This window comes from Bradyrhizobium sp. 604_D8_N2_3 (assembly GCF_051810765.1).
Lineage (GTDB): Bacteria > Pseudomonadota > Alphaproteobacteria > Rhizobiales > Xanthobacteraceae > Bradyrhizobium > Bradyrhizobium barranii.
This window is the reverse complement of sequence record NZ_JBPWPM010000001.1, coordinates 2,484,581-2,506,429: the sequence shown is the minus strand read 5'-3', so window position 1 is coordinate 2,506,429 and position 21,849 is coordinate 2,484,581. Positions and strand designations below refer to the sequence as shown.

At 65.1% G+C, this 21,849-nt stretch carries 18 protein-coding genes; 8 read left to right on the top strand and 10 right to left on the bottom strand.

What is annotated here, in order from left to right; genetic code table 11:
- The first annotated feature begins 89 nt into the window (after window positions 1-89).
- On the top strand, window positions 90-3,566 hold the full coding sequence (locus AB7245_RS11770) for an indolepyruvate ferredoxin oxidoreductase family protein (RefSeq protein ID WP_085404498.1): 3,477 nt from the start codon (window positions 90-92) through the stop codon (window positions 3,564-3,566).
- Between the two features lie 323 nt (window positions 3,567-3,889).
- Here AB7245_RS11770 and AB7245_RS11765 read toward each other — a convergent pair whose 3' ends face one another.
- The 4 genes from AB7245_RS11765 to AB7245_RS11750 all read right to left on the bottom strand — a co-directional run bounded on the left by AB7245_RS11765 (window position 3,890) and on the right by AB7245_RS11750 (window position 8,861).
- A complete protein-coding gene (locus AB7245_RS11765; RefSeq protein WP_085404500.1) occupies window positions 3,890-5,620 on the bottom strand; it encodes an FAD-dependent oxidoreductase in 1,731 nt (576 codons plus the stop codon).
- A 59-nt stretch (window positions 5,621-5,679) separates the two neighbouring features.
- On the bottom strand, window positions 5,680-6,699 hold the full coding sequence (locus tag AB7245_RS11760; protein ID WP_439034248.1) for a S1C family serine protease: 1,020 nt from the start codon (window positions 6,697-6,699) through the stop codon (window positions 5,680-5,682).
- Window positions 6,700-6,805: 106 nt separating this feature from the next.
- Window positions 6,806-7,255, bottom strand: coding sequence for a hypothetical protein (locus AB7245_RS11755; protein ID WP_135215065.1), 450 nt, complete (start codon window positions 7,253-7,255; stop codon window positions 6,806-6,808).
- A gap of 7 nt (window positions 7,256-7,262) precedes the next feature.
- Entirely contained in the window at window positions 7,263-8,861 is a 1,599-nt protein-coding gene (locus AB7245_RS11750; protein ID WP_135215064.1) for a GMC family oxidoreductase, read from the bottom strand.
- Window positions 8,862-9,062: 201 nt separating this feature from the next.
- Between AB7245_RS11750 and AB7245_RS11745 the strand changes: the two genes are divergently transcribed.
- Window positions 9,063-9,851 carry a thermonuclease family protein gene (locus AB7245_RS11745; RefSeq protein ID WP_439034247.1) on the top strand — a complete coding sequence of 263 codons (789 nt, stop codon included), beginning with the start codon at window positions 9,063-9,065 and terminating at the stop codon, window positions 9,849-9,851.
- 214 nt (window positions 9,852-10,065) lie between these two features.
- Here AB7245_RS11745 and cyoD read toward each other — a convergent pair whose 3' ends face one another.
- From cyoD to AB7245_RS11725, 4 genes are read right to left on the bottom strand one after another with little or no spacing between them, the layout of a single operon-like run.
- Window positions 10,066-10,455 carry a cytochrome o ubiquinol oxidase subunit IV gene (cyoD, locus tag AB7245_RS11740; RefSeq protein WP_028150137.1) on the bottom strand — a complete coding sequence of 130 codons (390 nt, stop codon included), beginning with the start codon at window positions 10,453-10,455 and terminating at the stop codon, window positions 10,066-10,068.
- Window positions 10,452-11,093, bottom strand: coding sequence for a cytochrome (ubi)quinol oxidase subunit III (locus AB7245_RS11735; protein ID WP_028150138.1), 642 nt, complete (start codon window positions 11,091-11,093; stop codon window positions 10,452-10,454). The genes cyoD and AB7245_RS11735 overlap by 4 nt, the downstream gene beginning before the upstream one ends.
- On the bottom strand, window positions 11,093-13,093 hold the full coding sequence (cyoB, locus tag AB7245_RS11730; protein ID WP_085404561.1) for a cytochrome o ubiquinol oxidase subunit I: 2,001 nt from the start codon (window positions 13,091-13,093) through the stop codon (window positions 11,093-11,095). The genes AB7245_RS11735 and cyoB overlap by 1 nt, the downstream gene beginning before the upstream one ends.
- A complete protein-coding gene (locus AB7245_RS11725) occupies window positions 13,083-13,916 on the bottom strand; it encodes a cytochrome ubiquinol oxidase subunit II (RefSeq protein ID WP_085404504.1) in 834 nt (277 codons plus the stop codon). The genes cyoB and AB7245_RS11725 overlap by 11 nt, the downstream gene beginning before the upstream one ends.
- 233 nt (window positions 13,917-14,149) lie before the next feature.
- Here AB7245_RS11725 and AB7245_RS11720 point away from each other — a divergent pair, with 233 nt between their 5' ends.
- Genes AB7245_RS11720 through AB7245_RS11710 form a run of 3 tightly spaced genes read left to right on the top strand, consistent with a single transcriptional unit; the run spans window position 14,150 to window position 16,330 of the window.
- Window positions 14,150-14,962: an SDR family NAD(P)-dependent oxidoreductase gene (locus tag AB7245_RS11720; protein WP_085404505.1), complete on the top strand. Its 813-nt coding sequence runs from the start codon at window positions 14,150-14,152 to the stop codon at window positions 14,960-14,962.
- Window positions 14,963-14,973: 11 nt separating this feature from the next.
- A complete protein-coding gene (locus AB7245_RS11715; RefSeq protein ID WP_085404506.1) occupies window positions 14,974-15,528 on the top strand; it encodes a carboxymuconolactone decarboxylase family protein in 555 nt (184 codons plus the stop codon).
- 1 nt (window position 15,529) lies between these two features.
- On the top strand, window positions 15,530-16,330 hold the full coding sequence (locus tag AB7245_RS11710) for an SDR family NAD(P)-dependent oxidoreductase (RefSeq protein ID WP_085404507.1): 801 nt from the start codon (window positions 15,530-15,532) through the stop codon (window positions 16,328-16,330).
- Window positions 16,331-16,377: 47 nt separating this feature from the next.
- Here AB7245_RS11710 and AB7245_RS11705 read toward each other — a convergent pair whose 3' ends face one another.
- The gene (locus tag AB7245_RS11705) at window positions 16,378-17,718 is read right to left on the bottom strand and encodes a PQQ-dependent sugar dehydrogenase (RefSeq protein ID WP_063984870.1); all 1,341 of its coding nucleotides are present in this window, start codon (window positions 17,716-17,718) and stop codon (window positions 16,378-16,380) included.
- 236 nt (window positions 17,719-17,954) lie between these two features.
- On the opposite strand from AB7245_RS11705, the gene AB7245_RS11700 reads away from it, so the two are divergent.
- The 3 genes from AB7245_RS11700 (at window position 17,955) to AB7245_RS11690 (ending at window position 20,510) form a co-directional block, all read left to right on the top strand.
- A complete protein-coding gene (locus AB7245_RS11700; protein WP_085404562.1) occupies window positions 17,955-19,145 on the top strand; it encodes a urate hydroxylase PuuD in 1,191 nt (396 codons plus the stop codon).
- Window positions 19,146-19,297: 152 nt separating this feature from the next.
- Entirely contained in the window at window positions 19,298-20,155 is an 858-nt protein-coding gene (locus AB7245_RS11695; RefSeq protein WP_085404508.1) for a VOC family protein, read from the top strand.
- A gap of 79 nt (window positions 20,156-20,234) precedes the next feature.
- A complete protein-coding gene (locus AB7245_RS11690) occupies window positions 20,235-20,510 on the top strand; it encodes a hypothetical protein (protein ID WP_085404509.1) in 276 nt (91 codons plus the stop codon).
- A 157-nt stretch (window positions 20,511-20,667) separates the two neighbouring features.
- On the opposite strand, the gene AB7245_RS11685 is transcribed toward AB7245_RS11690, so the two are convergent.
- Window positions 20,668-21,642: a Bug family tripartite tricarboxylate transporter substrate binding protein gene (locus tag AB7245_RS11685; protein ID WP_085404510.1), complete on the bottom strand. Its 975-nt coding sequence runs from the start codon at window positions 21,640-21,642 to the stop codon at window positions 20,668-20,670.
- Window positions 21,643-21,849 lie beyond the last annotated feature (207 nt).

The window sequence follows — 21,849 nt, the reverse complement described above, 5'->3', positions numbered from 1 at the left end:
GCTCTTGACTGTCACAATTCGCGTCGCGCCGCCGCTATCCCTCCCGCAGCGCAAACCCCCACGCCGAACGAGAGACGAGGACTCCTGAAATGACGCTGATGCAGGTCGAGCTGGACGACAAATACCGGCTCGAATCGAAGCGGATCTTCCTGTCCGGCACGCAGGCACTGGTTCGGTTGCCCATGTTGCAGCGCGAACGCGACCGGCTCCAGGGGCTCAACACAGGCGGTTTCATCTCGGGCTATCGCGGTTCCCCGCTCGGCATGTACGACCACGCGCTGTGGCGCGCGAAGTCGCACCTCCAGCAGCACGACATCGCCTTCGTCCCCGGCCTGAACGAGGACCTGGCTGCGACCGCCGTCTGGGGCAGCCAGCAGGTCGGCCTGTTCCCCGGCGCCAAGGTCGATGGCGTGTTCGGCATCTGGTACGGCAAGGGCCCCGGCGTCGACCGCTCGGTCGACGCGCTCAAACATGCGAATGCGGCCGGCACCTCGCTCAATGGCGGCGTGCTCGCGCTTGCCGGCGACGACCATGGCTGCCAGTCCTCGACGCTGGCGCATCAGAGCGAGCAGGTGTTCGCGGCGGCGCTGATCCCCGTGATCAATCCGGCGACGCTCCAGGATTATCTCGACCTCGGCCTCTATGGTTTTGCGCTGTCGCGCTTCTCCGGCTGCTGGGTCGGCTTCAAGGCGATCAGCGAGACCGTCGAGAGTTCGGCCTCGATTGACAGCGATCCTGAGCGTATCAAGATCGTACTTCCAGACGATTTCGAGATGCCGCCTGGCGGCCTCAACATCCGCTGGCCCGATCCGCCGCTGGAGGCCGAGCGACGTCTGTTCGGCCCGAAGATGGCCGCCGTGCAAGCCTTTGCCCGCGCCAACCAGCTCGACCGCATCGTGCTCGATTCCAAGCCGGCACGGCTCGGCATTCTCGCGACCGGCAAGGCCTATCTCGATCTGCGCCAGGCGCTGGCCGATTTGGGCATCACCGACAAGGACGCGCAGGACCTCGGCCTGCGCATCTACAAGGTCGCACTGACCTGGCCGCTGGAGGAAAGCGGCGCCAGGCGCTTCGCCGAAGGTCTTCAGGACGTGCTCGTGGTCGAGGAGAAGCGCGGCTTCATCGAAGACCAGCTGATGCGCACCCTCTACAATATCGCTGCGTCCAGGCGCCCGACCGTCACCGGCAAGCGCGACGAGCGCGGAGCACCGCTGTTGCCGAGCGAGGGCGAGCTGACGCCGACCATTGTCGCAGGGGCGCTGGTGGCACGCTTGCGCAAGCTCGGGCATCACAGCCCGGTGCTGGAGCAACGCCTCGCCCGGCTCGAGGCCTTCGACAATCCCGTCACATCAAGCACGCAGATCAAGCTCGCGCGCACGCCGTTCTTCTGCTCGGGCTGCCCGCACAACTCCTCGACGCGCGTGCCCGAGGGCAGCCGTGCCATGGCCGGCATCGGCTGCCACGGCATGGCCCTGAGCATGCCGACCCGCCGCACCGATCTAATCTCGCATATGGGTGCCGAGGGCGTGAACTGGATCGGCCAGTCGCCCTTCACCACCGAGAAGCACATTTTTCAGAATCTCGGCGACGGCACCTACACCCATTCCGGACTTCTCGCCCTTCGCGCGGCATCGGCCGCGGGCATCAACATCACCTACAAGATCCTCTACAACGACGCCGTCGCGATGACCGGCGGCCAGCCGGCCGAAGGCGCCTTCAACGTCGCGCAGATTGCGCACCAGGTCTGGGCCGAGGGGGTCAAGCGACTCGCGATCGTATCGGACGATCCGACGAAGTATCCGGAAGGCAACTACTTCCCGCAGGGGGCGACCATCCATCACCGCCGCGAGCTCGACGCCGTGCAGCGCGAGCTGCGTGACATCAAGGGCCTCACGGTCGTGATCTACGACCAGACCTGCGCCGCCGAAAAGCGCCGCCGCCGCAAGCGCGGGCTCTATCCCGATCCCGCCAAGCGTGCCTTCATCAACGAGCTCGTCTGCGAAGGCTGCGGCGATTGCTCGCAGGCCTCCAACTGCGTCTCGGTGCAGCCGCTGGAGACCGAGTTCGGCCGCAAGCGACAGATCGACCAGTCGAACTGCAACAAGGACTTTTCCTGCGTCGAAGGTTTCTGCCCGAGCTTTGTCACCGTGCATGGCGGCAGCCTGAAGCGGTTGAAGACGTCGGCGGTCGATTCCGGACAGTTGTTCGCCGACCTGCCGCTGCCTCCTGCCCGCGAGCTCGAGGCGCCGTACAACATCCTCGTCACCGGCATCGGCGGCACCGGCGTCATCACCATCGGCGCGCTGCTCGGCATGGCCGCCCATGTCGACGGCCGCGGCTGCTCGGCGCTCGACTTCACCGGCCTGTCGCAGAAGAACGGCGCGGTGATGAGCCATGTCCGCATCGCGCGGAGGCCGGAGGATATCTCCGCGGTCCGCATCACCACCGGCGGCGCCGACGTCATCCTCGGCTGCGACATGATCGTCTCGGCAGGTCCCTCCGCGCTCAGCCGCGCCGAGCGCGGCGTGACCAAGGCCTACATCAACGCCGACCTGCAGCCGACTGCGAGCTTCGTGCAAAACCCCGATCTCGACTTCGAGATGGGCACGATGCAGACCGTGCTGCGTGACGCCGTCGGCGACACGAACCTCGACATCATCGACGCGACAGGCATTGCCTCAGCCCTGATGGGCGACTCGATCGCGACCAATCCCTTCATGCTCGGCTTCGCCTTCCAGAAGGGCGCGATCCCACTGTCGCTGGAGGCTCTCCTCCGCGCCATCGAGATCAACGGCGCGGCGATCGAGATGAACAAGCTCGCCTTCACATGGGGACGGCTGGCCGCCCACGACATGTCGCGCGTGCGCAGCGTACTGCAGTTCAAGAGCCGCGCTTCCGCGCCGACGAAGTCGCTCGACGACGTGATCGCGACCCGCGCGGAGTTTCTGACCGGCTATCAGGACACTGCCTACGCCGACCGTTACCTCGCGGCCGTCGCCAAGGTGCGCAAGGCGGAGAGCACAGTCTCGCCCGCCTCCACCGAGTTGACCGAGGCGGTCGCGAAAAACCTGTTCAAGCTGATGGCCTACAAGGACGAGTACGAGGTGGCGCGGCTCTACACCGACGGCAGCTTTGCCAAGAAGGTGTCGGAGAAGTTCGATGGCGACTTCACGCTGAAATACCACCTCGCCCCGCCGATCTTCGCGCAGCGCGACAAGACGACCGGGCACCTTCAGAAGAAGGAATTCGGCGGCTGGATGGTCCACGCCTTCCGCGTTCTCGCCAAGCTGAAGTTCCTGCGGGGCGGCGCGTTCGACCCGTTCGGCCGCACCGAGGAGCGCCGGACCGAACGTAAGCTGGTCGCGGATTATCTCGGCATGATCGACCAGCGGATGGCCGGGCTGAAGGCGGAGCAGATCCCGCTGCTGGCGCGGCTCGCCCGCGTGCCCGAGACGATCCGCGGCTTCGGCCACGTCAAGGAAGCCAACATCAAGCTCGCAGCGGCCGAGACAGCCCGGCTGGAAGCCGAGCTGGAGAACAGCCGCTTTGCGGCGGCGGCGGAGTAGCGGTTAGGACGCAAACTCTCTCCACGTCATTGCGAGGAGCGAAGCGACGAAGCAATCCAGAGTCCCTCCGCGGAGGCAGCCTGGATTGCTTCGCTGCGCTCGCAATGACGGAGATTGTGGGACGAGCTCGCCACACACTCAGCGTCATCGCCCGGCTTGACCGGGCGATCCAGTACTCCGAGGCGGCTGTGATTGAACGGATGGGCCGCGGCGTACTGGATTCCCCGCTTGCCGCCTACGCTAAAGCTTCGGCGCCCCTGGACCTCAACCCCGGCGAAGCCTTGGCGTAGCCGGGTCGCGGGGAATGACAGCGGTGGAGATGGCTAGACGGGAGTCCCTGCAACCGCAGACGTCGCCGTCACAACACTCCCCTCCGCCAGATGCCGCCCCGCGATATACCCGAACGTCAGCGCCGGCCCGAGCGTGATCCCCGGTCCCGGATAATTCCCATTCATGATCGACCCCATGTCGTTGCCGCAGGCGTACAGACCCGCAACCGGCGTGCCGTCCTCGCGCAGCACGCGCGCCTGGGCATCCACCTTCATGCCGATGGCCGTGCCGAGATCGGCCGGATAGATACGCATCGCGAAGAACGGCGCGCGGAGGATCGGTGCGACACAGGGATTGGGCTTGTGGGTGGCATCGCCGAGGTGGCGCTGATAGATGGTGCTGCCGCGACCGAATTCGGGATCGCGGCCCTGCTTCGCATCAACGTTGTAACCTGCGATCGTCGCCGTGAGCACGGACGGATTGACGCCGATCTTCGCCGCGAGCTGCGCGATGTCGGGAGCCTTGAGCAACTCGCCGCCCGCCACATAGCGCCGGAGGTTGAGCGTAAACGGCTTGATGTGACCGAGGCCGTAGCTCCACAGGAACTGACGGTCGCAGACGAGATAAAACGGCCGGTCCGGCTCGCCATTGCAGTCGCGCAACATCGCCAGCACGAACTCATGGTGGGACAGCGCCTCGTTGACGAAGCGACGGCCGGCCGCGTTGATGGCGATCACGCCGGGCTTGGCGCGGTCGGTCACCGTATGCGGAAAAACGCCTCGGCTGCCATCGTCGCGACGGAACAGCGAGGCCGGCACCCAATAGGCCGGACTCGTCGCCTCCGTGTTGAGCGCGGCACCGGCCGTGGCCGCAAGCCGGAGCCCGTCGCCAGTGCCAGCGGTGCTGGCCGCCGAGACGAAACCAGCCGCGGCCGGGAAGAAGCGTTTGCGCAACACAGCGTCGTGCGAAAAGCCGCCGGTCGCAACCACCACGCCGCGACGCGCGGCGATCAGGCGGTCACGGGAGCCGTGGCGGATGACAACGCCGCCGACGCGATCGCCCTGCATCGACAGGTCCTCGACATCGGCGCAGAAGAGAATCTCGACCTGCCGCGCCAGCAGCGAGGCATAGAGCCGCGCCGCGAGCGCGTTGCCGAGATGCAGCGTCGTGCCGCGCCGATTGCGCAGCCGCTGCAACGCGTATTCCGAAACGAGCCGCGCCGCGCGCAGGGTCGAACGCAACGATTTTCCGGCCCGCCGCAGATGCGGGACGTCGAGGCGGTTGACCATCATCCCGCCGAACAGCGTGAACTCCGGCAGCGGCGCGCGCAGCCGCGCGAAAGGCGCGCCGAGCCGGGTGCCGTCGAACGCGACCGGCTCCAGCACGCGCCCGCCTGATGTCGCGCCCAGTCGCTCCGGATAACAGTCCGGACAGGCTTTCACCGGCTGGAGGCGCACTTCCGTGTTGGCTTCGAGATAGGCGACCGCCTCCGGCCCGCGCGCGAGGAAGGCGGCGCGCAAGCCGGCATTGGCAGGCTCCGGCACCGTGCTCGACAGATACCGGACCGCGTCCGTGATGCTGTCGGACAGCCCTACATCCTTCATCTTGGGATTGGCGGGGATCCAAACCATGCCGTCGCACCAGGCGGTGGTGCCGCCGACGAACGCCGTCTTCTCGATCACCAGCACGCGCAAGCCTTCAGCGGCGGCCACCGCCGCGGCCGTCATGCCCCCGGCGCCGGCGCCGACGACAATGACATCGTAGATCTCATGCGCAGGCATCATGCGGCAAGGGTCCGGGAACGAGGCATGACACCGTCATACCTCGCCCGGAGGCACCAACGCTAGCGCGCCGGCTTGCGCTCGATCGGGTCGATATCGATCGCCCGCAAGCGGCCGAGCCGCAGCACGTCCATGGCGAGCCGCCGGCCGATCCGGTCGCGGTCGAGCACGCGGATCAGATCGTCGACGCCGTTGATATCGACACCATCGAGCTTGATGACGACGTCGCCGGGCAACAGGCCCGCCTTCGACGCCGGTCCGTCCGGCTCGATCTGCATCAAGAGCGCGCCCATCTTGTTGTCGACGCCGGCCAGTACCGCGTGCCGCCGCGGGACCGGTGCAGTCTGCCCGGCGACGCCGATAAAGGCGCGGCGGACATAGCCGTGGCGGATGATCTCCGACAACACGAACTGCGCGGTGTTGCTGGCGACCGCGAAACAGATGCCTTGCGCGCCGTTGATGATGGCCGTGTTGATGCCGATCACCTCGGCATTCGACGACACCAGCGGACCGCCGGAATTGCCGGGGTTGAGCGCAGCATCGGTCTGGATCACGTCCTCGATGGTGCGCCCGCTCACCGAGCGGATCGAGCGCCCCAGCGCCGAGACCACGCCGGCGGTCACGGTCGATTCGAAGCCGAGCGGATTGCCGATCGCGATCACGAGCTGGCCGCGGCGCAGGGTCTTGGAGTTGCCGAGCGCGGCATAGGGCAAGTCGCGCACGCCGTTGGCGCGGAGCAGCGCCAGATCGGTGTCGGGATCGACGCCGAGTACGCGGGCCTCACCGACGTTACCCTCGACGTCCCGCAGCCGGATCTCCCTGGAGGAACCGACCACGTGGCTGTTGGTGAGCACGAGCCCGTCCGGCGAGATCACGATGCCGGAGCCGAGCCCGCCGCGCTCGCGACCGTTCGGCACCTTTGGCCCGGTCTCGACGCGCACGACGGCGGGACCGACACGGTCGGTCACGTCGATCACGGCGTTGGAATAGGCGTCCAGCAGGGCTCGGTCATCGACCGGGGCAGACGCTGTCGCTCGCGATGACGCGGCGTCATCGACGATGTCTGAGGTAAAATCCAGCATGGCAAGAGTCCTTGAGGCTCACACAAATGGTGGCCTGTTCCTGCCAGCGCAAGGGACCCGCCTGGGGCGCAAGGCTGGGCTGTCAGGACTTGACCTACCAAGGTGGCTAGGGCGCGCGCCGCAGCGTGCCCGCCCTCGCCTTAACCGGGTCGAGCAGCGACCAGTCGCCGTCCGGGAGCACGTAACCCTTGGGGAACGGCGCGCGCAGCTCGATCCCGAGCGAGCGCAGCACCCGGTCGTCGCGGTAATAGCATTGCAGGACGACGCGGACGAGCGTTGCGGCGGCGCCGCCGCCGGAGCTGCGGAACTCCTGCGCCACCGCATCGCGCCTGGCGGCATCGAGCTCGGCGAACGGTTGCCCTGCGAGCCGGGCCAGATGGTCCAGCGCCGCCGCCACCAATTTGGTGTCGCGGCCCAGCGTCGTCAGAATATCGGCCTGGATCGCGGGGTCGTCGGCGCCGGGCACCTTGTACTCGTCGCTGGCGGGAACGATCATCGCAGCGATGGTACGGAGGTCATCGCGTTGGGCGCGGGTGAGTTGATTGTCTGCGGACATGGCGGCCTCAGTCGAACAAGTTTGCGAGGCGCTGCTTCATCTGGTCGGCGATGTAGAGCGCGAGGGCCTGGATGGTGGACGTCGGATTGACGCCGCCCGAGGTGACGAAGATGCTGCCGTCGACGATGAAGAGATTTTTCACGTCGTGCGTGCGGCCCCATTCGTTGACGACGGAGCGTTCGGGGTCGGTGCCCATCCGCACGGTGCCGAGCAGATGCCAGCCGCCCCACGGGATCGGCGAGTTGACGCAGATGTCGGTCGCCCCCGCCATTTCCAGAACCTCGCGGCCGCGCGCGAGCGCATGCTCCATCATCTTCCGGCTGTTCTCGCTGATGGTGTAGTCGATCCTCGGCGCGGGAATGCCGTGGCTGTCCTTCAGGACAGGATCGAGCGTGACGCGATTGTGCTCCTCCGGCAGGTCCTCGCAGATCGCGGAGAATCCCAGCCGATGGCCATTGAGCTTGCGGAAGACGCGGTGATGATCCGCGCCCCACGGTAAAATGCCCCTCTGCTCGCTCACGACAGCCTCGAACACGGGCCCTGCCCCGCGCACGAACTGGACGCCGTAGCCGCGTACGAAACCGCGCGACAGGTCGGTGTCATACCATTCCTTGCTCCACAGGCAGGTCGGCGGCGCGCGGTTGCTGTCGGTCGGCTCCTTCACATAGCCGTAGATCTGCGCATAGGGATGGAACATCAGGTTCTTGCCGACGAGGCCCGACGAATTGGCAAGACCGTGCGGGAAGCGGTTGGATGCCGAGTTGAGCAGCAGCCGGGGCGTGCCGACGCCGTTGCAGGCGATGATGACGACATGCGCCGGCTGGAACTGCTCGACGCCGTCCTTGTCATAATAGACCACGCCCGAGGCCATGCCGTTCTCGTCGGTGGTGATCTCGCGCACCCGGCAATGCGTGCGAAGCTCGACGCCGGCGCGGATCGCGTGCGGCCAATAGGTAATGTCGGTCGAGGATTTTGCACCTTGGGCGCAGGCCGGCGTGCAATGGCCGAGATTGATGCAGCGCGCGCGGCCCTCATAGTCTGTGGTCGCGACCGTCGTGTCCGACGGCCACCAGTGCCAGCCGAGCGTGTTCATGGCCTTGCCGATGATGGCGCCGGACAATCCCATCGGCTGCTGCGGCATCGGCGGATGCGTCAGCGGCGACAGCGGATCGCCCGACAAGCCTGACGTGCCCATGATGCGATCGTTCTCTTCGAAGAACGGCGTCAGCGCGTCGTAGTCGATCGGCCAGTCATCGGCGACGCCGTCGAGCGTCTTGACCTTGAAATCGGAGGGATGCAGCCGCGGCCAGTGCGCGGTGTACATCACCGTCGAGCCGCCGACCGCGTTGTAGTTGACGACCTTGATCGGCGAATTGTCGTCGTTGATCGGATAGTCCTCGGGCCGGCCGCGGACATTCGGGCTCGACGACCACTCCCCGTAGAACTTGGCCTCCCAGTCGCGGCCCGTGCTGGGATATTCCGCTGGGTTCATCCAGCCGCCCTGCTCCAGGCAGAGAATGTGCATCTTGGTCTCGGCCAGCGACCACGCGATCGCGGCGCCTGAAGCGCCGGCGCCGATGATCAGGACGTCCACGGGGTCTTTCATCGAACTTTCTTCCTCCCGCCCTCGCCGCTTCAAGGGCGATCCGGTCTACGCAGGTTTTTGATCGTGCCGAACGATAGGGGCAGACCGGCCGGTCAGTAAAGGCTGGCACGCGAATGTCGCACTTCGCAGGGCGCAGACCATTGGTATCGCGACTTCCGGATGCTAGGAACGAGGCGCCAGAGCAATCGATAGCGAGACGTTATGTCCTTTAGGAATTCATTTGCCGCCGCCCGCGCCTTCGCGCTTGTTTCGTGTCTCGCTCTGTCCGGGTTTCTGGCCTCGTCCGGGCCGGCCTCCGCGCTGACGGCGGCCGCGACCGTCCGGGACGCCAATTCGATCCAGCTCGGCGACGTCACCTACCGCCTCGACGGCGTCGACGCGCCCGAATTGGACCAGGTCTGCATCGACGATCACGCCGATCCCTGGACCTGCGGCATCGAGGCCCGCGACCAGCTGGCGAAGCTGATCAACAAACGCAGCGTGCGCTGTGACGATGTCGGGCCGGAAAAGAGCTTCGGCAAACGGCACCGGGCGATCTGCACCGCCGAGGGCGACAAGGTCTCGTTGAACGAGCAGCTGGTCAAGCTTGGCTATGCCATCGCCCGCGAGCCGATCAAGGCGAACGTCAAGGCTGCCGCGGCCGATGCCAAAACCGCGTCAGCCGGCATCTGGAAGGGCTGCTTTGTTGCACCGCAAGAATTCCGCATGGGCAAGAAGGACGGCGCGCTGCTCGGCGCCGCCTGCCGCGCCGACCGCGACAAGGAAATCCGCGCGGCGGTGTTTCCGGAGGAGCTGACCATGCCGCCGAGTTGCAGCATCAAGGGCAAGCTCGCCGTGCGCGCACGCGTCACCGGCAATATCGGCATCTATCACTTAAGGGGCTGCCCGAGCTATCCCGCGACCACCAAGCCGGACCGCTGGTTCTGCTCGGAGGACGACGCGCAGGCCGCCGGCTTCCGCAAGGCCTACAATTGCCGCCGACCGAAATGAGGAAGCCCGTCACGAGCATGTGAGCGGTAGCCGGAGACAGTATTGATCCGGAATTGAACTCTCTCGGTGGTTGCTACATCTAATATGTACGCAAGCGCTTTGCGCGAGCGTTCCTTGGCAGCAATCCGGCTTCGGTCCGATTGCTTTGCTCGGGCGTTTCCTCCCTAGACTTGGGCCGCTTGTCACAACAAGCGGCTCTTCTTTCTTGTGCGCCCTATTTCCGCATCGGCATGATCTGGTCCATCGGCGGCATGTTCGCATTGAGATGCCCCATGATCCAGACGGTGCCGCCGACGACCAGGAAGACGACCAGAAGGCCGAAGGCGAGCGCCAGCACGTTGTTGGTGTTGTCAGGCCCCGTCGTGATGTGCAGGAAGAACACGAGGTGCACGCCCATCTGCGCGATCGCCAGCACGATCAGAGCGACGGGGATGGATGGCTGCCAGACCAGGTCGGTTCCGGCGATGAAGAATGACGTTGCCGTGAGCAGCAGCGCGAGGCCGAGACCAACGACGTAGCCGAGCACCCGCTCGCCGACGCTGTGTTGCTCTTCCTCGCCCGGTGCGAGATCGTGTCCGGTCCGCACATGCGTCTGATCGCTCATACGGCACTCCCAAGCAGGTAGACGACGGAGAAGACCCCGACCCAGACGATGTCGAGCGCATGCCAGAACAGCGCAAAGCACATCATCCGGCGCAGGACGTCGGCGCGAAAGCCTTTTGCAAAGACCTGGGCCATCATGGTGAGCAGCCACAATATGCCGGCCGAGACGTGCAGGCCGTGGCAGCCCACCAGCGAGAAGAACGACGTCAGGAACGCACTGCGCGACGGGCCATAGCCGCGTGCAACGAGGTCGGCGAACTCGCGGAACTCGATGGTGAGAAAGATCAGTCCGAGCACGCAGGTCACGGTCATGCCGAGATAGAACCAGAACCGGTTGCGCACGTCGGCGGCAATGCTGGCCATGCCGCAGGTGAAGCTCGACAGCAGCAGGCAGACCGTCTCGATCGCGACGTTGCGCTGCTCGAAGATCTCCGAGCCGCTGGGGCCACCCGCGGTCTGGCCGGACAGCACCGCATAGGCCGCGAAGAAGCAGGAGAACATTACGATATCGGAGAGCAGGAAGACCCAGAAGCCGTAGGCGGTCACGATGCGCTTCGATGCCGGGCCTGGATGCTCGACGACGAGCCCGATGTGGTGGGGGTCGGCATGCGCGCGGCCGGCTGTCGCCGTCATCGACATCAGAGCGCTCCCGCCATGCTGACGAGGCTGCGCCGTTCCTCGAGATTGATACGATCGATCGCTGCGACCTCGTCGGCCGGAATGACGTATTCGTCATGATCGCGCCAGGCGAACACGACGAAGGTCGCGAATGCGCCGATGCCGCCCAGGATCACCATCCACCAGATGTGCCAGATCAGCGCGAAGCCCATGATGGTGGCGAAGAACGCGCAGATGAAACCGGTCGGTGAATTCCTGGGCATCTCGATATCCTGATACTCCGGCCGATCATGCTCGAGCTGCTGCTGCTTGGCATGGGCCTTCTGATCCCAATAAGCATCCTCGCCGCGCACATCCGGATAGAAGGCGAAGTTGAACACGGGCGGCGGCGACGAGGTCGCCCATTCCAGCGAGCGCCCGTCCCAGGGATCGCCGGTGCGGTCGCGCAGGGCCTCGCGGTTGCGGATGCTGACCACGAGCTGCACGATCTGGCAGATCACGCCGATCGTCAGCACCGCCATGCCGGCGGCCGCCACGAACATCCATGGCCGCCAGGCCGCGACGTCGTAGTGCTGCATGCGCCGGGTCATGCCGAGCATGCCGGCGATATAGAGCGGAATGAAGGTGACGTAGAAGCCGAGGAACGTGAACCAGAACGCGGCCTTGCCCCAGCGCTCGTCGAGACGAAAGCCGAACGCCTTCGGGAACCAGTATTCGAAGCCGGCGAAGGCGCCGAACAGCACGCCGCCGATGATGACGTTATGGAAGTGCGCCACCAGGAACATGCTGTTGTGGAGCATGAAGTCGGCCGGGGGCACCGCGACCAGCACGCCCGTCAATCCGCCGATGATGAAGGTGACCATGAAGCCGACCGCCCACAGCATCGGCGTCGCAAAGCGGATGCGGCCGCCATACATCGTGAAAAGCCAATTGTAGATCTTCACCCCCGTCGGTATCGCAATGATCATGCTGGCGATGCCGAAGATGGCGTTGACGTCGGGGCCAGCGCCCATCGTGAAGAAATGGTGCAGCCAGACCATGAAGGAGATGACGCAGATCGCCATGGTCGCGAGCACCATCGAGCGGTAGCCGAACAGCGCCTTGCCCGAGAAGGTCGACACCACCTCGGAGAAGATGCCGAAGGCCGGCAATACGAGGATATAGACCTCCGGGTGCCCCCAGGCCCAGATCAGGTTCATGAACATCATGACGTTGCCGCCGGCTTCATTGGTGAAGAAGTGGAAGCCGAGGTAACGGTCGAGCAGCAGCATCGCGAGCGTGGCGGTGAGGATCGGAAAGGCGGCGACGATGAGCAGGTTGGAGGCCAGCGTGGTCCAGCAGAACATCGGCATGCGCAGATAGTTCATTCCCTTGGTGCGCAGCTTCAGCACGGTGGTCACGAGATTGATGCCGGCGACCAGGGTGCCGACGCCGGAGATCTGGAGAGACCAGGCGTAGTAGTCGACGCCGACGCCCGGCGAATAGGACAGTTCCGACAGCGGCGGAAAAGCCAGCCAGCCGGTGCGCGCGAACTCGCCGACCACGAGCGAGATATTGACCAGCAGCGCGCCGGTCGCTGTCAGCCAGAAGCCGACCGAATTCAGCGTTGGGAAAGCAACGTCGCGCACACCGAGTTGAAGCGGCACGATCAGGTTCATCAGCCCGATCACGAACGGCATCGCCGTGAAGAAGATCATGATGGTGCCGTGCGCCGAGAAGATCTGGTTGTAGTGCTCCGGCGGGAGATAGCCTTGTGACTGGTAAGCGACCGCCTGCTGGAGCCGCATCATGATGGCGTCGCTGCCGCCGCGCAGCAGCATGACCGAGGCCAGCAGGATATACATGACGCCAATGCGCTTGTGGTCGACGCTGGTGATCCACTCGTGCCAGAGATACGGCAGATGTCCCTTAACGACGACCCAGATCAGCACGCCGAGGATCGCGACCAGCACCACGGCACCCGCAATGAGGGGTATCGGCTGGTCGAACGGGATCGCCGACCAATCGAGCTTACCGAGCATCGTGGCCTCCACTGTGCGGCCTGCCGGCATCGGAGAGCAGCTCCGGGCCGGGCCCTGGCGGAATGTGCTGGGTTGCGATCAGGTCGAACAGACGGGGATCCGCCAGGCGAAAGGTCAGCCTGTTCTTCTCGATGCCCTGCTGCATCAGCTTCTTGTAGCTGTCCTCGTTCAGCACGGCATCGGTCTTCGCCGTGGTCGCGACCCAGTCTGGGAAGGCGAGCGGCGAGATCACGTTGACGTCGAACATCATGTCGGGAAAGCCGTCGCCGGAGAAATGCGCCGACAGGCCCTGCAACTTGCCCTCATTGTCGGCGCGCAGGTTCAGCTTCGTCACCATGCCGTTCATGGTGTAGATCATGCTGCCGAGCTGCGGGATGAAGAACACGTTCATCACGCTCGACGACGTCAGCTGGAAATTCAGCTCGGCACCGGCCGGCACCGTCAGCGTGTTGACGGTGGCGATGCGCTGGTCCGGATAGATGAAGAGCCATTTCCAGTCGAGCGAGACCGCCTGGATGCGGACTGGACTGCCGGTGCCCGGCACGGGCGCGGCGGGATCGAGCTGGTGCGAGCCGATCCAGGCGACGCCGCCGAGCAGGATCACGGTGAGCGCGGGGATCGCCCACACCACCATCTCGACGCGGCCGGAATAGACGAAGTCAGGCTGGTAACGTGCTCTCGGATTGGACGCGCGAAACCAGAACGCAAAGGCCAAAATCGCGAAAATGGTCGGCACCACGATCACGAGCATGATGAAGACGGAATCGACCAGGATGGTGCTGTTGGCGACAGCCACCGGCCCTTGTGGATCGAGCAGATTCATCGGCAAGCCACTGACGATTGGGAAACCCCAGGCGAGAGCCTAGCGCGGAAAAGCCCCCGCAACAAACGCAAGCTCGGCAGAACGGTTCCGCGACATGCCCGCTTAATCGCGCGCCGTGCCGCCCGGCGGCATGCAATTCCATGCGATGTCAATGACATCTGCGCGGGACCATCGGCCTTCTCTCCTGTCAGGGCGATTGCTAATCTGCACGAAAATAATTGGGATGAAACGACATGCAGGGCCCCGAGGACGATGCCGGCCTCGCCGGCAAGGTGGCGCTGATCAGCGGCGGTGGCGCCGCTGGCGACGGCATCGGTAACGGCCGCGCTGCAGCAATTCTGTTGGCCCGCGCCGGAGCAAAAGTGCTGGTGGCCGATCGCGACCTCAAGCTCGCCGAGCGCACCGTGGAGATGATCCGGGACGAGGGTGGCACGGCAGCGGCGCATGGCGGCGACGTCACCAGCGAAGCCGATTGCAAGACACTGGTCGAAGCTACACTCGACCGCTGGGGCCGGCTAGATTTCCTCGACAACAATGTCGGCATCGGCAGCCGTGGCAGCGTGGTCGACGAGACACCCGAGCAGTATCGCCGTGTCATGCAGGTCAACGTCGAGACGATGTTCCTGCTCTCCAAGCACGCGATCCCCGCGATGATCAAGACCGCCAAGGGCGGCGCGATCGTCAATATCTCCTCGATCTCGGCGCTGCGGCCGCGCGGGCTCACGACCTACACGACATCGAAGGCCGCCATCATCGGTCTGACGCGCGCCATGGCTGTCGATCACGGCCGCGACAACATCCGCGTCAACTGCATCTGCCCCGGCCCGATGTACACGCCGATGGTCTATGCCCGCGGCATGAGCGAGCGGGCCCGCGCCAACCGCGCCAGGGCCTCGCTGCTGAAGACCGAAGGCACCGGCTGGGATGTCGGCCACGCCGTCAAATTCCTGCTCAGCAACTTTGCACGCTACATCACCGGCCAGGTGTTGGTGGTCGACGGCGGCGTGACGCTGCAAGCGCCGGAACGTGAATCACAGGAACACTGAAAGGAACACGGATGGCCCGCCTACCCTATCTCGAGGCCGACCAGGTCGCGCCCGAATATCGCGACATGCTCAAGCGCAACACGAACCTGCACAAGCTGCTGGTCAACTCGCCGGAGATGGCGCGCGCCTTCAACGGCATCGGCAGCTATATTCGCTTCAAGAGCAAGCTCGACCCGCGGCTGCGAGAGCTCGCGATCCTCCAGGTCGGCTGGATGGAGAAGTCGGAATACGAATTCACCCACCATGTGAAGATCGGCAAGGAGTTTGGCGTCACCGACGAGGACATCACAGGCCTGATGGCGGAGACCGAGGGCAAGCCGTCGAAGCTGGAGCCGCTCGCAAAAGCGATCCTGAAAGGCGCCCGCGAGATGGTGCGCCAGCTCGCGATGTCGGATGCCACCTTCGCCGAGATCAGGCAGCATCTCTCCGACGAGCACATGGTCGACCTCGTACTCACCATCGCCTTCTATTGTGGTGTGGTGCGGGCGCTCGCCACCATGAAGATCGACAACGAACCGTATTACAAAGAGGTACTCCAGCAGTACCCGATCCCGGGAGTGAAGTGACATGCGCTTGAAGGACAAGGTCGCGATCGTCGTCGGCGCCGGCCAGAGCCCCGGTGAAGGCATGGGCAACGGCCGCGCCACCGCGCTGACCTTCGCGCGCGAGGGTGCCAAAGTGCTGTGCGTCGACCACCACCTGGAATCGGCGCAGGAAACCGTCGATCTGATCGCAGCGGAGCAAGGCACCGCTGCGGCCTTCAAGGCCGACGTGACCAAATCCGCGGACATCAAGGCGATGGTCGTGGACGCGCAGGCGCGCTGGGGCCGCATCGACGTGCTGCACAACAATGTCGGCGTCAGCCTGTCCGGGGGCGATGCCGAGCTGCTTCAAATCACCGAGGAGGCGTTCGACCGTGTCGTCGCCATCAATCTGAAGAGCTGCATTCTCGCCGCGAAGGAAGTGATCCCGATCATGCGCGCGCAAGGAAGCGGCGCCATCATCAACATCTCCTCGATGGCCGCGATTACGACCTATCCTTACGTCGCCTACAAGGCGACGAAGTCGGCGATGATCGCCTTCACCGAGCAGCTCGCCTACCAGAACGCCGAATACGGCATCCGTGCCAACGTCATCCTGCCCGGCCTGATGAACACGCCGATGGCCGTCGACACCCGCGCCCGCGAGTGGCACAAGACCCGCGCCGAGGTCGAAGCCGAGCGCGACAGCAAGGTGCCGCTGCGCAAGAAGATGGGCACCGGCTGGGACGTCGCGAACGCCGCGCTGTTTTTGGCGTCGGACGAAGCGAATTTCATCACGGGCGTGACGCTGCCGGTGGACGGTGGCGCGAGTGTGAGACGGGGGTAATTCGAGCGCGCTGCTTACCCTCCCCTGGAGGGGGAGGGTAAGCAGCGTCACTGCGGTGCGCGCGTCGCCCGCCAGATGGTGCCATTGCCGTCCTCCGACACCAGCAGCGATCCATCCTTCGCCACGGCGACACCAACCGGCCTTCCCCAGACCTCCGTGTCACTCACGACAAACCCCGTGACGAAATCCTCGTACTCGCCGGTGGGCTTGCCGTCCTTCATCCTGATACGGATCACCTTGTAGCCGGTGCGCTTGGAGCGGTTCCAGGAGCCGTGCTCAGCGGCGAAGGCATCGCCTTGATAGTCGGACGGAAACTGCGTGCCCTGATAGAAAGTCATGCCGAGCGAAGCCGAGTGCGGCTGGATCAGCACGTCGGGCACCGTCACCTTGTCCTTGAGATCCGGCCGCGCGCCGGCGTGGCGCGGATCTTCGTTGCCGCCGATATAGAACCACGGCCAGCCGTAGAACGCGCCCTCCTTCACGCTGGTGACGTAATCGGGCACGAGATCGTCGCCGAGCCCGTCGCGCTCATTGGTCGAGCACCAGGGCAGCCCGCTCTGCGGCTCGATCGCAAGACCGACGCAATTGCGGATGCCGGTGGCATAAATCTTCCGGTCCTTGCCGTCAGGCGTGAATGCCATCACGGTGGCGCGCTCGAGCTCACTGGCCCAGGCCGCGCCGAGCGGCTGCGTCTTCGACCAGCCATCCAATCCGCCCGGCGGCGTCCCCATGCCCTCGGCGACGTTGCTGAGCGAGCCGACCGAGACCAGCATGCGCTTGTTGTCGGGCGTGAAGACGATGTCGCGGGTGGAATGGCTGCCGTCCTGCGGCAGGCTTGCCACGATCGTCTCCGCCCTGCCGCGCGCCTTGAGATCGCCGGCCTGATAGGGAAACCGGACGACGCTGTCGGTGTTGGCGATATAGACCCATTGCGGATTGTCGCCGTTCGGAAAGAAGGCGATGCCGAACGGCCGTCTCAATCCGCTGGCAAACACCTCGTTGGTCGCGGCCTTGCCGCCATCCCCGGCGCGCAGCACGCGGATGGCGTCGGCCCGCGTCTCCGCGACGAAGACATCGCCGTTCGGCGCGACCCTCACAATGCGCGGCGCGCGCAAGCCTTCGGCGAACAGCTCGATCTTGAAACCCGCCGGCACACGTGGCGTGGCCTCCGGCGGTCGCGACGCCACACGCGCGGTGCTCGCAACCGACCGTGTCGCGCCGGGCCTGACGAGGTCCTGCGGCCGGATCAACCTGACCGTGCCGGGCTTGTCGGCCTGCCAATCGCCATAGGCGTCCTTGCCTTGCAGAACCGGCTCGGCCTGCGCGCTGGCAGCAACCGCGACCAGCAATCCCGCAGCCGTTGCTGCGGACGAAATCCTGCTTTTCACGTCGTCTTCCTCCCAGCCTGCGCGTCCTGAACGTCGACGCTTATAGGTCCGCAAATGTTCTACGGCAGTTCAAACACCTGCCGAATCCCACGTCAGCTCATGCCCGCACGATGTGCATCGGCCACGGCCCATCGTACTGGAAAATGCGGCAGATCGGTGCGACACATTGTAAGGGCGCGACCGCCGGTTGCGGTCATCAAAGCTGCGGCATCCAGGTCGCAATTGATGGGGTGATCATGTGGGGATCCATCATATCGGAATGGGCGAGCCTGCTGCTGCGCTGGCTGCACGTGGTGGCGGCGATCGCCTGGATCGGCAGTTCCTTCTACTTCATCGCCCTCGATCTCAGCCTGAAGCCGAAGACTGACCTGCCGGACGGCGTGCAGGGCGAAGCCTGGCAGGTCCATGGCGGCGGCTTCTACCGGATCATGAAATATCTGGTGGCTCCGAGCCAGATGCCGGAGGAGCTGACCTGGTTCAAATGGGAGGCCTACACCACCTGGCTGTCCGGCTTCGCGCTGATGGTGGTGGTGTACTATCTCGATGCCGACCTGTTCCTGGTCGACAAGTCGATTCTCGACCTCACACCGATCCAGGCCGGGCTGTTCAGCTTCTGCAGCCTGGCGCTGGCATGGCTGCTCTATGAGGCGGCCTGCCGCACCGGGCTTGCGCAGCGCGAGCTGCCCTTTGCCATCGGCGGCTATCTGTTCCTGGTCGCGCTCACTTACGCCTTCACCCACGTCCTGAGCGGGCGCGGCGCCTTCAACCAGATTGGGGCGATCATCGGCACCATCATGGTCGCCAACGTGTTCGCATTGATCATCCCGAACCAGAAGAAGATCGTGGCCAGCCTGATCGCGGGACAGGCGCCCGATCCGAAGCTCGGCAAGGCCAGCAAGGAGCGCTCGGTTCACAACAACTACCTGACCTTGCCCGTCGTCGTGCTGATGATCAGCAATCACTATCCTCTGCTCTACGCGACGCGCTTCAACTGGATCATCGTCGCGATCATTCTGGCGCTCGGCCCCGTGATCCGCCACTTCTTCAACGAGCGGCACGCGGGGCACAAATCGCCGTGGTGGGTGTGGGGTGTCGCCGCATTGGGCGTGATTGCGATCCTCTTGCTCTCCGCCGCAGGCCCGCGCGAGGTCAAGACGGGCGCGCTGTCGGCACAGCCGACGCGCGCCAATGTCGAGGAGATCGTGATGTCCCGTTGCAGCATGTGCCACGCGGCAGAGCCGGTCTGGGCCGGCATCGTGACCGCGCCCAAAGGCATCTTGCTCGACGCGCCCGAGCACATCCATCGCAACATCCGCCTGATCGGCCGCGTGGCGGCGTGGTCCAATGCGATGCCGCCGGGCAACATCACCGACATGACCAGCGAGGAGCGCGCCATTCTCGCCGCCTATATCGAGCAGGCGCAGTGACGCCATCGCGCGTCGATACCGCATTTCGCGAAATGAAATTCCGCATCTAGCGCCGATTTGAAAATGACTTGATCGCCTATCCGGCGTAGACAGGGCCAGCGGCCGCTGGCGCGGTCCAGATCGAAATTTGCATTTGCTGCGGGGAAAGAACAGTGGCCCTCAAGAACATCATCGGTATCGACCACGCCGTGGTCATGGTTCGGGACCTCGACAAGGCCGCCGAAAACTACAGGCAGCTCGGTTTCACCCTGTCGCCGCGCGGCACCCACAGCGCGCATATGGGCACCGGCAACTACACCATCATGTTCGACCCCGACTATATGGAGCTGCTCGGCGTGCTGGTGGCGACTGAGCACAACGCACCGGCCCGCGCCTTCGTCGACAGGCACGGCGAGGGCATCGAGCGCATCGCCTTCACGGCGATCGACAGCGCAGCCGGCGCCGAGGAGATCCGTGCGCGCGGCCTGACGCCGATCGGCCCGACCGATTTCGAACGGCCGGTGACGCTGCCCGATGGCACGATCTCGGCTGCAAAATTCCGCACCTTCATGTGGCCGACCGCTGAGGCGCCCGGCGGCGTGCGCATCTTCGCCTGCCAGCACAAGACCCGCGAGACGGTGTGGATTCCTGAATTGATGAAGCACGCCAATGCGGCGAAGCGGATCAGGCAGACGCTGATCGCAACGCCCGAGCCCGCGCAGGATGCGGCGCATCTCGGCCGCCTAATCGACCGCGAACCGAAGGCGGAAGCCGACGGTGCAGTCGCCGTGCCGTCCGGCGGCGACCGCGCCGACTTCGTCTATCTGACGCTGGACCAGCTCGGCAGACGCTATCCCGGCGTGCCGCTCACCGGCCTTTCCGCGCGCGGTGGCGCCGCCCTGGTCCTCGTCAGCGGCGATCTCGCAGCCACCGAGAAGGCGTTGGGTCCGGCTGCGTTGCGCAGCGGGGCCGCGATCTGCGTGCCACCGGCCAAGGCCAACGGCACCCTGCTCGCCTTCGTTGCCGGCTGATTTGAACTAATTCTTTAACAAGCGTTTACCGGGCAAGCCTAGGCTTTTCGGGCTTTTCACGCCGCCCGAGGCCAAGCGCATGTTCAAAGAGGAATCGCCGATCGCCTATGACGCGCCGGCCGAACTGAAGAAGTGGCCGTCGCTGAAAGGCGAGAGACAGAAGGACCGGGGTCCGCCCTATCTCGTCTACAACGGCACGCTCGCCGACTGCGTTCGCGTGCTCATGGATAAGCCGATCAAGGGCATTTCGCTCTATGACATCATGACGAAGCCGCAGCCGGCTTTTGAGCAAACGGTGCTGTCGCCCGGCGACGCCGCCGAGATCGCGATGCGCAAGGATTTTCCCAAGGACTAGCTCGAAGCCCGCTTCGCGGCCGGTTTTCCCTGCTGCTTTAATGAGGATTCCGTCGGCGCATCGAGGAAGACGACCGGCGCGAAGGCCCGCGCCGTGCGCCTCGCATCGAGCGAGCCCTGATCCGCTACCGCAAGCAGATCCTCTCGCGTGACGCCCCCTACTCCGCCTTGATGTTCGCGGCCGCGACGACCTCGGCAAGATCCGTCGTCTCCTTGGCGATCTTCGCGGCGTAGTCGGCCGGGCTGAGCACGCTGACGACGCCTTGCGACTCCAGGCGCTCCTGCAACGCCGGATCCCTGGCGGCGGCGACGATCTCACGGTGCAGCGTCTCGCGGATCGGCGCGGGCACGGCCTTCGGCATGAAGAAGCCGACCCAGAACGAGATATCGAAGCCGGGATAGCCGGCCTCCGCGACGGTCGGCACGTCAGGCAGCGCCGGCAGCCGCTCGGCCGATGACACCGCAAGCGCGCGCAGCTTGCCGGCCTTCACCAGCGGGACGGCGGACAAGGGATCGAACACCGCCAGGACCTCCTGCGCGAGGATGCCGACCTCGGATGCCGCGCCGCCGCGATAGGGCACGTGAATCAGCTTGATGCCGGCCTTCTGGCTGAGCAGCTCCATGGCGAGATGGGCAAGGTTGCCGTTGCCGCCCGAGCCGTAGGCGAGCGCGCCGGGCGCGGCCTTCGCCGCCGCGACCAGATCGGCGACGGTGTTGATGTTGGCCGTTTTGGGATTCTCGGGATTGACCACCAGAACGAGCGGCGCCGAGATGACGGTGGTGAGCGGCGCAAAATCGCCTTGCGGATCGTAGCGGGCGTCCTTGAACAGCGTCTTGTTGAGCGTGATCGTGGACGAGTTACAGGCGAGGATGGTGTAGCCGTCCGCGTCCGCGCGCGCCACGCCCTCGGCTGCGATCATGCCGTTGGCGCCGGCGCGGTTCTCGACCACGAAGGGTTGGCCGAGCTTGTTGCTCAGCCGGTCGCCGACGATGCGCGCGACCACATCGACCGGGCCGCCCGCGCTGAAGCCGACCATGATCTTGACCGGACGCGTCGGATATTTCTGCGCGAGAGCCTCGGTCGTCACGCACAATCCGGCGACAATCGCCAGCAGGCGAAGCGTTCGTTGCATTCGTTCTCTCCCCGGACCCGCGCTGCCGCTTTTGCATGGTGCGGCGCCTCTGGAGATCATGATTAGCGGTCGCGCCGGATTTCGCAATCGCGTTTGCACGCCGGCATTCCGTCGTGCGGCACGCGAGAGCCGCATCCAAACAAAAAATGCGAAAACAACCCCATGCACAGTAGCCGGCCCCTGTCAGGACAAGGACTTGCGCAGGAC